Genomic DNA, 13,572 nt, shown 5'->3' on the forward strand with positions numbered 1-13,572 from the left:
AATAATCTAGGACCGTCTCAGGTGCTATTTGGTGTTTTTCGGCGCCGGCGGGGACCATGATTATGTTGTGTGCTCCTTCAATTTCGAACAGTCCTTCTGAATAGACATAGACTATAAGCTCATATTCTTTTAATTCTATTGGGTTGGGGTTTATGAGTATTGGATGGTGCTTGTTAAGGCCCATTTTTATGAGTCTTTCATATTCTGCTTCGTCTTCTGTTAGAATGGCCCTTGTTGGGTTGAATTTTGGTTTCGGCTCTTCTGGGGCTTTCATATTCTTGAGTAGTTTCCTGATTTTCTTCATTGGGAGTCTCTTAATCATCTTTTTGGAATCCATCACCATCTGTACATGTTTTTTTATCCATTTAGGATCTTTTCTAGGGTATAGAAGGAGTATCCTGTTACGTGAGTATTGGGTGTTGGCATATGAGAGTATTTTGTCGATTATGTCCTCGTATGATCTTCGGGCCCACTCCCCTTTTAGAAAATGGGGTAATGGGTTTCCTAAGAGGTTGCTTATGATCTCGATGGCTTTTCTTTGGCTTATACCATCTATTCTTGTTAGACGATCCACTTCTCTGTTCTCAACTAGCCTTGTAAGTTCTTCTTCTCCTCCAAGTTCTTTTAGGATTTTGTCGGCTAGTTTATCCCCTATACCTTTTATTTTTTTGAGGTCTTCCCGTCCAAAAATAGTGCTTGACATTGCCATTGGATCGTTTATTTAAGTTCTTCAAGAACCTCTGATACTATCTTCAAGAATTTTTGGATGATGATACTATTCTTTTCCTCGTCTTGTTTCCTTTTTATGGCGATTGAATATAAGTCTGCTAATCTTTCCACTATTTCAATGTCCTTTTTGTCATAGTTACCATCCTTGTTTGCAAGGACTATTATACCCACAAATTCTTCTTGTAATAGTGCCGGGACTATGAGAAGGTTTTTGATTTCCACATGACCCTCTGGCAGGCTAATATGCTCTTGGGGATTGTTGGATAGTATCGGTTTTCTGTTTTCCATGATCCAATCATATAAGCCGTCCATCTTGGGTTCTTCTTCTAGTTGGCATTTTTTTAATGTCTCCTGTGGTATGATACACTCCTTTAGTTCTCCGCTGTCAACGGCTCCTATGATACAAAATTGACTGTCTGTAAGTTTCCTCGCATATTCTATAACATTATCCGATATTTTTTCGAGTGATATGGGTTCTAGAAGTTTCTTGGCAAGATTTGCTAATGCCTTGTCTATCTTGTTCTCCTTTTCAAGGGCCAGCTCATACTTTTTAAGTGCTGTGATGTCCTTGAGTATTCCAGTTATCCCGATAATTTCACCCCTAGAATCTCTCAAGGGTGAAAGTGACACCATAAAGTATGATCTTTTACCATCTTTTTCCCATTCCCAATGGTATGTCCTTGATTCCCCCTTTAATACTTTCTGGTTTTGTTCGTGGTGTATTTCACCAGCAGATCCGAAGACTTCCCTGGGGGTTTTCCCTATCATCTCTTCCTCGGCCAAGCCATAATCTTGTATTTGACCAGATACCATGGTGTATTTTTCATCAGCATCTAGGGTGAATAGGACATCATTTAATGATTTTATAATGGCACGATAACGTTCCTCGCTCTCCCTCAATTTCTTCTCTATTTTATCCTTGTAGAGTGTTATTTCAATTACACTGTGGAGTTCTTTATCCTCGAAGGGTTTTATAATGTAACCGAATGGTTCTGTCACCTTCGCCCTCTCAAGGGTCTTCTTATCAGAGTAAGCCGTTATATAAATGATTGGGATTTTGAACCGTCTTCTGATCTCCTCAGCCGCTTCTATCCCATCAACTTCGCCCTTGAGGACGATATCCATGAGTATAACATCTGGTCTCGTTTTCTCGGCTAATTCAATAGCCTCCTCACCTGTGGCTACAGTAGCGGTAACCTTATATCCTAACATTTCCAACCTTTGCTTGATATCCATAGCAACTATGTTCTCATCTTCCACTATCATTACACTTGCCATGATCCAAACCCCAAGCTTGAATTAACCCATTATATTATTATACTCTATTTATATAAATTGGATTCAATGTATATTTGTATCGAAGGAATAGATGGAGCCGGTAAAACAACACAATGTAAACTCTTGAAGGACTGGCTCGAGGAAAATGGGTGCAGGACAGAGCTTATCGGAGAACCTACCCAGTCACCTATCGGGAGGCTTATAAGGAGGATATTAAATGAACCAAGCTTACCAGACGATGACCAGCAAAAGATACTCGGCCTATTATTTGCAGCTGACAGGCTCCTCCTAAAGGACAAAATCGAAAAGGCAAAGGATGAAGGAACCATCATAGTAAGTGACCGATGCTTTTACTCTAGCATGGCATACCAAGAACCTGAAGATTGGATCATTGAAATAAACAAATTCGCCATAAAACCAGATATCGTCATAGTATTGGACATAAACCCTGAAAATGCCCAAAGGAGATTTGAGGGCCTTGAAAGGTTCGAGGATAGATCATTCCTTGAGAGGGTGAGGAAGAAATACCTTAGAATAGCGGAAGAAAACGGGTTCTTCATAGTGGATGCTAACAGGGGTGTTAACATCATACAAGATGATATAAGGAGGATAATAGCACCATACCTTGGCATTTGCCGATAATGATTATCTACCCTCTAGTTCTTTTATGCGCTCATTAAGATACTTTATGATCTCATCTTTAACCTTTTCAAGCTCTTCCAGTTCCCCTTGTAGGACCGGTCCCTCATCTGTCTGGACCAACTCTACATTATATTTCTCCATGATCTTCATAACCATACTACCTGTTATCCCATGTGGCAATCTCATCTCATATAACATATGACCACCTACTCAGGGCATGCCCTGGCGGGTTCAAAAATCTCTATCAAATATTCGCTAACAGCATTTTTAAGGTCAAGGGGGTGTAATTTACCGGTAGAATATGCTCTTATGAGTTCTTCACGGTTAACTTCGAGGTCGCCTCCGAATTTCCTAGGCCTTTTTATCAGCATATTACCATATCTTGGTAATATAAGATATTCGGCCATTTCTATTATGGGATTGCCTTTTATCTCCCTCATTGGACAATAGCTTTTCTTTATCTTTTCCCTGATAACCTCTGGGGGGTCGTCAACTGCTATGAAATTCCCTTTACTAGATGACATTTTCTCCCCACCATCTGTTCCATGGAGTAGGGGTGTGTGCATACATACTGGTGCATTGTAGCCAATCCTTGGGAGGTTCTCCCTTGCGAGCATATGTATTTTTCTCTGCTCCATACCACCCAATGCAAGGTCCACTCCTAGGAATATCATGTCAATGACTTGCATCAGGGGGTATATGACCTCCGCGACCTTGGGGTTTTCAGCTTCTCTTGTTATCTGCGCCATACTCCTCTTAGCCCTTGCCAGTGTTGTTATAAGTGACAATTCATAGAGTTTATGGGTGTACTCTTCCTTGGTCTGGAAACTTGAACCTAATATGAACTCTGTATCATCTGATAGGCCGAGGGCCTTGAAACATCTCTTGTTGTATTCTGCCATTTCTTCTATTTTTTCCATGGAGCCTTTACCATTAAGGTGGGCATGATAATCTGCCAGGAGCACCTTTACCTTGAATCCTATCCTTTGAAGGTCTAGGAGTTTCATTACCGTGATTGCATGACCTACATGTATTTTCCCTGATGGTTCATAGCCTATATACGCGACTGGCTCCTTCTTTTTTTGGAGTGTTTCCTTGAGTTCTTCTTCGGTGATCACTTCTATGGTGCCCTTCTTCGCGATTTTTATCTTTTCTTCGATATCCACTCTTATCACCCTAGGATGTAGGTTTTGTTGTTTATTTGGATTACTGATACTTGGTCACCGATTTTTAAATTTTCCATGCCAGGTTTGAGTTTGAGGTCTATGGGCTCATAGCTTATAGGGTCTAGTATTTGTATTCTGCTAGGGGATATTGCTGTGACTGTTGTCTTCTTTATATCCGCTGGGGTTGCGATCCTTTCTATTCTCTGGTATTCACGCCAGAGCACGGTTGACATCTCCTGCCTGTCGAGGTCGTAGAAGAGTATACCATGGGAGTCCATGGCCTTTATAAGCCCGGTTCGGCCTTTGTAGGATATGAAGTCCCCTTCTTTGAATTTGGGTAGTTTGAATGAGATCCATATCCTGTAGATGTTTTTGCCGGTGGATTTGTCTCTTCCCATGAGCTTGGGGGACTCCCCCACAATTCCCCCGAACTCTTCTCTGAGAGCTGTTATAACCCGCTTCGCCGCCTTGTATGATCCTATATAGTAATCCGCACCCTCTTTTTGCCGGGTTTTCTTGGCAAGGTATGCTAGTTTGTCTTTCCCCCAAGATTTCTGGAGGGTTTTGTTTATCAACTGTTCCGCCTTTTTTATCTCCTCTAATTCTAGGCTTCTTTCATCTGCTCTTAATTGTATGACCGCCTCATAGTATCCTGATTTGTATCTACTGCAATATGGGCATGCCCTCTTTTTTAATCTTACCTCTGTGTAGAAGTCTTGTGTTATCTTCTCTCCTAGGATCTTTGCTTCTGCCCTTACTAGGCAGGAACTTATAGTCCCTCTTTTCTGGAGTATTTCAAGGTCTATTATAATATCCTCTACTTTCTTGATGATATTGTTTTCGAGGGCGCGATAGATTATCTCATCCTCTGGGATGCCCCTCCCAGTCCATTTACCATTAATTAATTGTGCGTTGCAGTGTGGGCACACTTCAACTTCTATCCTTTCAGGAACTTCTAAAGGCTTGTACTCCTTGAGGAAACATTCTCTGCATAACCCTTTGAAAAGTTGGGTGTTGGAGCGCCCGCATTTTATGCAAAAATTTCCACCCATATAAAACTCCTGATCTAGACTGGCTTTAAGGGGGCTTTAGCGCCGCAAGCCTCACATTTTAGGAGGGATATGCGGCCTTCTTTTATTATACGAGTGTCTGGACGGTTGCATTCTGGGCATAATACAAACTTTTTCACATAATCTTCTATCCTATCATTTATAACGAAGTGGGTGAATTTTCCTTGAAGGATGGCCCTTTTACCCTCAACGTTTCCTGCTGTTCCAAGTTCCCTTAGAAGATATCTTAGAAGATGTTGAGGGTCCCTGTTTAGTTTAGCTGCTATCTCCTTGAAATTTTGGATGAGCGTCCTATTACCTTGGATGACGGAATAGGCCTTGGGAGTGGTGAAACGTTTAGTTTCTAGGACCTCTGGTGGTAATTGTTCTATGGCCCTATCTAGTAATTTTTTATAATCTTGCAAGGTTTATCATGCCTCCTCTTTTTTTAGACTATTTTTACGTAGCCTCTTTGGGGTTCAAATATTACTCCTTTTTCTTGTAAAAATCTTAGGAGTTCTTCCACTTTTTCTTCACTTATATTGTATCTGTCTAGCATTTCTGATTTAAGGATGTTGGTGGGTGCTTTTCCCCCGTATTCTTCTTCAAGTTCCTTTATTAACTCTATTAGTATGTTGAATTTGTCTCTTTCTGATTTTGGTGTTCGGCCTTCTACTTTGTCAATGTCGATTTTGCCTGTTTCTGGGTCGTAGCCTACTTGTTTGAGGCAGGATTTCGCCAGTCTTATGGCCCTTTTAGCATCTTCTGCTTCGACTTTATTTTTGAGTCTTACTCTGGCGCTCGCCTCTGCTAATCTTATTATGGCCTCTAGTTGGCGTGCTGTTATTGGTACTGGTGAGTCTTCGTCTGTTGCGCTGCTTCGCATTGAAACATAGAATTCCTCGAGTACTTTCATTGCTTGGTCTGTTAATGTGGGGTGAATATTCTTTCTCGCATATGCTATATATTTTCTCAGCAATTTTGGTTCGATTTCTATATGTAGTGTATCTTCTTTGTGGGTTTTGAGGATGTGCTTTGCAAGTTCCCTGTCTCTTTCTTCGTGTGGTTTGTCTTCTATGACGAATATTAAATCGAACCTTGAGAGTATGGTTGATGGCAAGTCTATCTGCTCTGCTATGGACTTGTAAGTATCGAATCGGCCGAATTTTGGGTTTGCGGCTGCTAGTACTGCGCAACGCGAATTTAAAGTTGCCATGATACCTGCCTTGGCTATGCTTATTGTGTTGTGCAATACCAGACCATGGGAGACAAATAGATGATATGGTTCAACAGTTATATCATAAACCCATTCTGAGTCAGTGTTTTCAATCATTTCAACACTTTTAACCTTAATAAGGCGTATATTGGACTCTAACCCCCCCATCAAACATTTCGGTAGTTTTTTACCCTTTATTTGATGGTGCCATGTGGATTGTGGGGTGTTCTCTTCTTCAACTGTGATTTCTCGGGTCGATATTATTCCTTTTAATGGGTCCTGGATTTTTTCATTGGATGGTATCATGTTCTTGGTTGTCACCCTTTCATTGGGATCTGCTAATCTTGGATCGTCAATTATCTGGGCAAATCTTTGCATATTGTCTTCGCTGATTATAACCTTATAGTTCCGCCCGTGTTTGAGAATGTAAGAGTAAATCCCAGATATTAAAAGCAGATCCTGTATGTCCTCAGCCATTTTAAACGAAACTGTACAATAGCCTGTTTGATGATCATCTACAAAACCATCAACTTTGAAATAAGCATTTAAAAATGCTCTTTGGGCATCAGCAGAACCCATGAAAATCCTATCTGGGATCCTTCTCATATTAGATGGTAATGAAACCTCTTGAAATTTATCAAAATTGTCAATCTTAACAGTATATAGGGTTTCCCCACCTTCTTCTTTCATGGAAACTTCATACCCTATCTTCTGTTCTTCTAATACTCTCTTAAATTCTTCAATTAATTTTTCATCACTACTTGTAAATTCAACCCCATTATAGTATTTTGAGAGTGCGAATCCTAAAAATTTAGCATCGACAGTATCAACATCCCCTTTTGCAGATATCTTGTAATTATTCACTCCCAAGACTAATGTATCTTTTTTGATTTCATCTGCACGCACTGTCTTGACATCACCATCCCAGGTCACAATTGGATGCTCAGGTGTTACAGTAATGCTCCTACCATTTTCAAATTCTATTCTTATAAAATTATCAGGGGCTTTATGCCGGCTTATCCTATCAGCGGTGACTGGAATTACCCTCAAATTTTTCAGGTCATAGGCCATTACCTTAAGGTTGTCTGTCATCAAGATCTCAGTGTCCCTTCCATGGATGATTTCATTCTTTCTTTTTTTCATGAGTTCATCTACGAGGTCGCCTATCTTCACTTTCTTCCCATCTGCGAGAAGAATCTCGAAATCCTTGTGATAGCTTTGCTGCTCAAGTGCCTCGTGTATGGCGGAACGATCCTCCTCACGCATCTTATCTAGTTCGTCAACACAGACAATTCCACGATCTCCTAGGACTAGTGCACCGGCTTCAAGTGACCATCCGCCGAGTTCGTCTCGAACTGCTGCAGCTGTGTTATGAACCACTATCCCATTTGCTATGAAGCTATGAGATTTTTTGACTGTTAGATCATAAACATGATCATATGGTGAAGTGAAGATCTCAACCTTCTTTATTTTTTCAAATAGGATGTCTGAATAAGCCAAATTTTCTAGGTATCGGAGCTTTTCTCGAATTTTCAACTCACTTAAAGATGTGCACACTTTTTTATCTGTAAGAAAAGGTGCTTTTTTATTCGATTCTTTCCCCAGCATTGAATTTACAATCGAAGCTTTTGATTTTAGGTTTCTGATAACTCTTTGAAGCGTTTTTCTTGAAATGCCGTCCTTTTTTTCAACCAGATTTCCAAGGTTTGGGTTATAGGCCTCTTTAACGTTTATTCCATAGAAACTTGTTATTTCTTTTATAATTTCTCTAATTCCGGGGATTATATCTATGGTTGTACTACTTCTTTTTTTTAGTAATTTTTGGAGTCTATTTTTCTTCTTAGGATGTTCAGATCCGATTAACTTTGCGAATTTTTTAATGTCATCTCCAGAAATTCGAATGACACAATCTCTTAAATGTGCTATTATTCCAAATCTTAGAAGTGCAAGTTGGAGTTTCTTAGCTAATTCACGTGTAGAGTGAAATTCGATGGAAGATGAACCATTATCTTTTATGATCCCGCTGGAATCGAATAATCCTCTGATAAATGCTGCAAGTTCTTTATTTGGAAGAGAAAGTAGGATTTCACTAATATTTGATTTGTTAGATTTGGAGGTTTTTAAAATGCCGAGTCTGGTTAAAATGTGTGCGATGATCTTCGAATTGAAGCTGAGACTTGGCACGCTTTCTTTTGGCTCGATCCCAAAAAGTTCGTTGACAAGAGATTTGAATTTTTCTCTAAGTTCTTTATTGCTATTTGAGAACCTTATAGAATAAACCCTATCGGTTGTAACTCCGATATTCCCATCCCCAGCCATCAAGCCTGCGAAGTACAAGAATTTCTCATCTAAGTATTTAGGGAGCTTTATTGGACGTTCATGATATTGTGAAAATCCTTGGACTTTATCATATAACTTTTCCAGACTGTAATTGGCCTTTTTAGCAAGTTTTAAGATCATCCTCAAGTTAGTTGGGGGTTCATCAAATCCAAGCTCTTGGACGATTTTTTTCGTGCCTTTCTCTTTTTTAAGTCTCTTGATAAGTTTTTTTACTAGGGATTCTGCTCCATGGACCACAACATCATCCATGTCCTTGATAAGTTCAAATGTTAAAAGATTTTGTCCCTTGTATTCTAATCTTCTTGTCGTTGCCACATGGTCGTCTTCTTCAAGCCTTTTAGCTTCCCTCCACTTTAATTTCCCATCTTCTAAGCTTAAAACTTTCGTTTCGGGGGTTAGAATCAGTTCTTTACCAGTTTGTGTTGTTATTTTAACCAGTTTTTCCGGGGCTTTAAGCTTCCAAACTTTATCAGAAACCTTTGAAGATATTTTCGTGGGATTAATAGTCTGAATTCTGATTGGTTTTTTAAGCTTGGATACATAAACCCCTCTTTTATATTCTATGGGTTTGCCAAGATTTTTTTCAACGAAATCACCGATCTTAAATGCTCTTTCTTCTGTAAAAATTAAGCTTTCAGGAGCTACGCACAAACCAACACCAGTGGTGCCTTTACCACTTGTATATATCCCCCTTGGGGCCAGTTTTGAAACGTATTTTAGCATTTGGGATTTTCCGATACCAGGATCTCCGACGATGAGGATGTGTATGTCACCGCGTAGTCTTGTTTTATCATCTAATTCCTTCCCGGTTCCCCCGAATAGTTGGAGTGCGATGGCTTCTTTGATTTCACGGTATCCGTAGATTGATGGGACTGTGGATTTCACTATCCTATCATAGATGTTATGGTCTGCTGCAAGTTTTTTTATTTTTTTCTCGTCTTCGGCTGTTATCTGTAATTCTTCGAATTCTTGTTCGAGGAATTCTGCGTAATTTCCATATATGAAGTTTTTGAAGCGTTTTGTCCTATCGTCTCTTATTGTTCTGAGGATGCCCGTGACCCTCACCACATCCCCTGGTGTTAGGGTGTCCACGAGATCGTCCTCTAAGACTATGGTTATCTGTCGAGGTTGCTCGCCACCTGAGAGGTTTTCAAGGGGCTCCTGTAATTTTAAAGTTTGGGTGTCGAGGAATTGGGAATCCTCTTGTAATAATCTGAATGATCGACCCCTACACTCTGTGCAAAATGAAGGTTCGACTAAACTGCTACTGGATTGGGGCACCTCTTGTTGGTGTCCGCAGCTTCTACATTCAAATACGGCCTTTAATATCCTTGGACGTATTTCATCAACCTTTCTCACGATACCGTCAACTGCAACTAGTTTACCTATGAATTTACTCCTCAGATCCCTTAATGGGATAATATTAGTGATATTTTTGAATCTTATGTTGAGATCTGCGTCCACTCCTACGGGGTTTATGTTTTGGATGGCTTTCTGGGCCGTTCTTATTATAGTGTCAGGTTTTTCTATTAGGAGATCTGCAAGGTCTGGGTCGAACATTTCAAGGTCTCTATAATCTATTTCAATAGATCTTACATGGGGGTATTTCTCCAGGACCTCGAATATCCTATCTTTATATTCTTTTGTGGAAAAGAATTCTTCAAATTTAACAGTGGGTGTTTTTGTTTTCTCTACTACCTTCATCATAAAAAATATATTATTATTGTTTTATAAAAATCTTTACAAAGAATGCAAAATAGAGTACAAAGGCATGCGCTGGAGGTGATCCAATGAGGAGATCAAGGCTAAGATTGTTCAAGTTCACTTCCATGACCATTTCAGTTCTTGGAGTGTTAATGATCATCGCAACAGTCATAGTCCTAGCATATATTGGAGTTGAGAGGATATCTTCAACAATATCCATGAACGTTGATAAAGGATCATTATATGATGAGTTCGCACAATTACAAAGAGAATATCAGGATCTGAAAATCGATTATGAATCAACAAGGAAGGTGATCTATGAGGGAGGGGACAAGGACCTTATGGAAAAATACATTAACACAGAGATCAAACTCGTGGAGGCTAAATCAGCCCTCGATGATGTTGAAAGCGCCCTTTCCACCGACAAACCAATACCAGAAGTTAAAAATAGACTGCAAACCGCGAAGTTAAAATTAGAGGAGGCTAAAAATGGCCTAGCCAGTCTAAAAAGCCTAATTTAATCCCTTGAATCCTCTGCAGACAATATACATCTCGGGGCTGCCTTTCCTAGAAGAGGCCGGTTTCGTGCTTTTAACCCTCCTAAATGATCTCTTTAATTTTTTTAATAATTCACTGAAACCGGGCCCTTGGAAGACCTTAACAAGGAGGTTACCATCCTTTTTAAGGAATCTGCCAGCAACTTTTACAACACTTTCAACAAGTTCTAATGACCTTAACTGGTCAATATCTTTTATACCTGAAAGTGAAGGAGAGACGTCGGATATTATAACATCGGCTTTCCCGCCTAGAAGTTCACCTATTTTCCCCTGCACTTTCTCATCTGTAAAATCTCCTTTTATAGTATGGAAATTATCCACTTGGAAAGGCTTAATAGGCTTAATATCCACTGCAATGACAAGACCGCTATCACCCACCTTCTCAAGGGCTACCTGTGACCAGCCACCAGGAGCAGCCCCAAGATCAACAACCTTATCACCCTCCCCAATAATATGGAATCTATTATCAAGTTGCAAAAGCTTATAGGACGCTCGAGACCTATACTTATGCTTCTTAGCACTCCTATAATAATAGTCTTTCCTCCTTTCAAGATACCATCTTCTACCCAAAGCTAATCACCTTATTTTACAGATTGGTGAACCCACCCTCACAATCTCTGCTTCAACCTTATTATCATAAACTTCAACCAACATGACACTAGGATAAGCTAATCGCGGCACAGTAGGACTCCCAGGATTCAAAAGTAATATACCATCAACCTCCTTGATAAATGGTTGATGGGTATGTCCTGAAATAAGAACATCAACACCCATCTCCAAAGCAATATACTTAAGCTGCTGAGTATCGCCACGAGGATAAACCTCACCATGATTCAAACCTATAACTAGACCATTTATCTTTAAAATCTCATCCCTTGGAAGTTCAAGACCATAATAACGGTCCATGTTACCCTGAACACACTTCACAGGGGCTAAATTATTAAACTTTTCCATAACATCCGATGATGTTAAATCCCCGGCATGAAGTATCATATCCACGCCACTGAAAACCTCAAAAACCTTATCTGGGATGACAGGCACCCTATCAGGTACATGAGTATCAGATACAACACCAACAAGCATGCTGATCACATTCATCTTTACCCAAACCCGCCATGGCTGGGGGTCCTCAAATATTTCATCTTAAAATAATCGTCTGTGTGGGGATGAAAAATCCCTAGTCTCCTGCTAAGAAACCGCCTATAGCCCCTCCAATCCCCATGAATATCATCGAGACTAAAAGTAAGACTATCACTACCATAATGCCACTGAAGAGGCCTATGAAAAAACCGAATATTCCACCGATGAGAGCGCCGAAAATGCTTAAAAGTATGGTTAATATTATACCACCAAACGCACCAGCCACCGTAGCATTCCAGAAACCTTCAAGAGCGCCCCCTTTCACCATTAAACCCACTACAAAGCCTGCTAGGAACAATCCCAGGACTGATGCGCCCTGTGGCACGAAGGACTTTAGTATGATTGGAAAGACAATAGATAGTATGAAACCCACAAATACAGGACCCCACTTCACCATATTAGTATGATAGGAGTAAAATAGTATTTAATTATATCGGCAACATGGTGAAAATCAAAACATGGATGGGAGATTTCAAAGCGTGCCCCCATTCCCTGCCATTTCATATCATTCGGACGAATCAGCTGTTCATGGTCCCTATAGGGAAGATTAGATACTTGTATCCTTGTCACGAACTCTAAAAGGGGGCAACTAGAATACACCTTCATGATTCTTCTCTATAAAGCACAGCCCCCCTAATTGGCTGGTCACAATCTGGGGCTTGCTGTTAACATCCTCGTCAGTGGAGGGGCTTCCTCGCCCCACCCGGGGATGGGAAGGCTTGTATCATCCGCTCTATTGAATGTGGATTCTTATATTCTGATAGATTTCATTGAATGTTTCGGGGCTGATATATTCTATTCCATTTGATGGATCTAGGAATATTATGAAACCATCTGGGGTCATCCCAGCATATACTGTGAAATGTCCATTAGACCCTGGTATCACACTATATGTTTTGGTATGGTTTTCATCATAGCATGGATATCCCATGTCAAGGATGCCATCGTCTATTATTATGATATCGTATTTTTTTGGTGGGCCTTCTTGTATACTGGCGTTGTATCCGAGATCTTCAGCGACTTTGACGATTTGGCGGGCGTTGTAACCTTTAGGGTTGTTGCCAAGATAATCCACTATCATCTTCTCGGTTAAATTGGCATGTTTTTTGTTTATAAGGGCTGTTGCAAGGGATGCCGGTCCGCAAGTGTAATCCGTTGTCTGATATACTATAGTATAACCGTTTATGGTCTCTCTCTTATCGTATGGTTCCTGGGTGAATTCGGGGCTTATCATAGCCCCTATCATGACTAGGAATATTATACCGAGGCAACAACTCCCTAAAACAGCTAATATAGCATGTGCAGATCTTCTGTGGAGTTTTTTACCGCAATTTCTGCAGAAATTGGCTTCTCTCCGATTGTATGCTCCGCATCTTGGACATTTCAATATAACCACGTTAATATGTAGAATTTTAGAGCTTTTGTCAAGATTCCGAGACCGAAACCTGCGGGGAATCCTGTTAAGAGTCTTAGTAGGTTATTGCTCTCCCTTAAACCTAAGAGTTGTGTGAAACCGTCAAGTATCATTGGGATTGTTATTAAGGTCGCTATCATAACTAGGATTGGAGTGTATCTTATGGGTGTGAGGTATGCTATTAGGAAATAGGAGAACGCTCCAATGTATATACCAGTGCATCTTGAACAAACTGGGAAACGGCGATCTCCTATGGAGAACGTCCTATCAGGTCTCCTATGACAAATCCAAAATCTCATGATATCACACATATTAGGACGGTTATTGAGAAATACTT

Annotated in this window: 14 protein-coding genes (1 of these 14 running past the window's edge); 2 read left to right on the top strand and 12 right to left on the bottom strand. The window is 40.2% G+C overall.

Annotated features, from left to right (window positions below; genetic code table 11):
• Both ACZ5XX_RS00590 and ACZ5XX_RS00595 read right to left on the bottom strand, forming a co-directional pair.
• Positions 1-703 carry the beginning of a MutS-related protein gene (locus tag ACZ5XX_RS00590; RefSeq protein ID WP_464584583.1) on the bottom strand. The gene continues 1,223 nt to the left of window position 1, outside the view, so the window shows 703 of its 1,926 coding nt (coding positions 1-703); the start codon lies at positions 701-703; its stop codon lies off the left edge, out of view.
• A gap of 14 nt (positions 704-717) precedes the next feature.
• Positions 718-2,007 carry a response regulator gene (locus ACZ5XX_RS00595; protein WP_464584585.1) on the bottom strand — a complete coding sequence of 430 codons (1,290 nt, stop codon included), beginning with the start codon at positions 2,005-2,007 and terminating at the stop codon, positions 718-720.
• 66 nt (positions 2,008-2,073) lie between these two features.
• On the opposite strand from ACZ5XX_RS00595, the gene tmk reads away from it, so the two are divergent.
• Positions 2,074-2,649 carry a dTMP kinase gene (gene tmk / locus ACZ5XX_RS00600; RefSeq protein WP_464584587.1) on the top strand — a complete coding sequence of 192 codons (576 nt, stop codon included), beginning with the start codon at positions 2,074-2,076 and terminating at the stop codon, positions 2,647-2,649.
• Between the two features lie 3 nt (positions 2,650-2,652).
• On the opposite strand, the gene ACZ5XX_RS00605 is transcribed toward tmk, so the two are convergent.
• From ACZ5XX_RS00605 to ACZ5XX_RS00625, 5 genes are read right to left on the bottom strand one after another with little or no spacing between them, the layout of a single operon-like run.
• Complete coding sequence (locus ACZ5XX_RS00605) at positions 2,653-2,847, bottom strand: hypothetical protein (RefSeq protein WP_464584589.1); 195 nt, start codon at positions 2,845-2,847, stop codon at positions 2,653-2,655.
• Positions 2,848-2,855: 8 nt separating this feature from the next.
• On the bottom strand, positions 2,856-3,815 hold the full coding sequence (locus tag ACZ5XX_RS00610) for a tyrosine--tRNA ligase (protein WP_464584591.1): 960 nt from the start codon (positions 3,813-3,815) through the stop codon (positions 2,856-2,858).
• 5 nt (positions 3,816-3,820) lie between these two features.
• Complete coding sequence (locus tag ACZ5XX_RS00615) at positions 3,821-4,867, bottom strand: 60S ribosomal export protein NMD3 (protein ID WP_464584593.1); 1,047 nt, start codon at positions 4,865-4,867, stop codon at positions 3,821-3,823.
• Positions 4,868-4,881: 14 nt separating this feature from the next.
• Positions 4,882-5,289, bottom strand: a complete 408-nt coding sequence (locus ACZ5XX_RS00620) for a translation initiation factor IF-2 subunit beta (RefSeq protein ID WP_464584595.1) — start codon at positions 5,287-5,289, stop codon at positions 4,882-4,884.
• 23 nt (positions 5,290-5,312) lie between these two features.
• Positions 5,313-10,127 carry an LAGLIDADG family homing endonuclease gene (locus tag ACZ5XX_RS00625; protein ID WP_464584597.1) on the bottom strand — a complete coding sequence of 1,605 codons (4,815 nt, stop codon included), beginning with the start codon at positions 10,125-10,127 and terminating at the stop codon, positions 5,313-5,315.
• Positions 10,128-10,210: 83 nt separating this feature from the next.
• Between ACZ5XX_RS00625 and ACZ5XX_RS00630 the strand changes: the two genes are divergently transcribed.
• Positions 10,211-10,645, top strand: a complete 435-nt coding sequence (locus ACZ5XX_RS00630) for a hypothetical protein (RefSeq protein ID WP_464584599.1) — start codon at positions 10,211-10,213, stop codon at positions 10,643-10,645.
• On the opposite strand, the gene ACZ5XX_RS00635 is transcribed toward ACZ5XX_RS00630, so the two are convergent.
• The 5 genes from ACZ5XX_RS00635 to ACZ5XX_RS00655 all read right to left on the bottom strand — a co-directional run bounded on the left by ACZ5XX_RS00635 (position 10,637) and on the right by ACZ5XX_RS00655 (position 13,534).
• Positions 10,637-11,251: an RlmE family RNA methyltransferase gene (locus ACZ5XX_RS00635; protein ID WP_464584601.1), complete on the bottom strand. Its 615-nt coding sequence runs from the start codon at positions 11,249-11,251 to the stop codon at positions 10,637-10,639. The two genes, ACZ5XX_RS00630 and ACZ5XX_RS00635, sit on opposite strands and share 9 nt — an antisense overlap.
• 6 nt (positions 11,252-11,257) lie before the next feature.
• On the bottom strand, positions 11,258-11,764 hold the full coding sequence (locus ACZ5XX_RS00640; RefSeq protein WP_464586085.1) for a metallophosphoesterase: 507 nt from the start codon (positions 11,762-11,764) through the stop codon (positions 11,258-11,260).
• Between the two features lie 94 nt (positions 11,765-11,858).
• Positions 11,859-12,194: a DUF5518 domain-containing protein gene (locus tag ACZ5XX_RS00645; RefSeq protein WP_464584603.1), complete on the bottom strand. Its 336-nt coding sequence runs from the start codon at positions 12,192-12,194 to the stop codon at positions 11,859-11,861.
• Between the two features lie 360 nt (positions 12,195-12,554).
• Entirely contained in the window at positions 12,555-13,217 is a 663-nt protein-coding gene (locus tag ACZ5XX_RS00650) for a cysteine peptidase family C39 domain-containing protein (protein WP_464584605.1), read from the bottom strand.
• Positions 13,205-13,534, bottom strand: coding sequence for a DUF2085 domain-containing protein (locus ACZ5XX_RS00655; RefSeq protein WP_464584607.1), 330 nt, complete (start codon positions 13,532-13,534; stop codon positions 13,205-13,207). The genes ACZ5XX_RS00650 and ACZ5XX_RS00655 overlap by 13 nt, the downstream gene beginning before the upstream one ends.
• Between the last annotated feature and the right edge of the window lie 38 nt (positions 13,535-13,572).

It is taken from the genome of Methanothermobacter crinale, assembly GCF_055397825.1.

Excerpts from the sequence above, each read along its gene's own strand:
- ACZ5XX_RS00615 (WP_464584593.1), bottom strand. The coding sequence starts at position 4,867 with ATGGGTGGAAATTTTTGCATAAAATGCGGGCGCTCCAACACCCAACTT.
- tmk (WP_464584587.1), top strand. The coding sequence starts at position 2,074 with ATGTATATTTGTATCGAAGGAATAGATGGAGCCGGTAAAACAACACAA.
- ACZ5XX_RS00630 (WP_464584599.1), top strand. The coding sequence starts at position 10,211 with ATGAGGAGATCAAGGCTAAGATTGTTCAAGTTCACTTCCATGACCATT.
- ACZ5XX_RS00605 (WP_464584589.1), bottom strand. The coding sequence starts at position 2,847 with ATGTTATATGAGATGAGATTGCCACATGGGATAACAGGTAGTATGGTT.
- ACZ5XX_RS00655 (WP_464584607.1), bottom strand. The coding sequence starts at position 13,534 with ATGAGATTTTGGATTTGTCATAGGAGACCTGATAGGACGTTCTCCATA.
- ACZ5XX_RS00625 (WP_464584597.1), bottom strand. The coding sequence starts at position 10,127 with ATGATGAAGGTAGTAGAGAAAACAAAAACACCCACTGTTAAATTTGAA.
- ACZ5XX_RS00595 (WP_464584585.1), bottom strand. The coding sequence starts at position 2,007 with ATGGCAAGTGTAATGATAGTGGAAGATGAGAACATAGTTGCTATGGAT.
- ACZ5XX_RS00640 (WP_464586085.1), bottom strand. The coding sequence starts at position 11,764 with ATGCTTGTTGGTGTTGTATCTGATACTCATGTACCTGATAGGGTGCCT.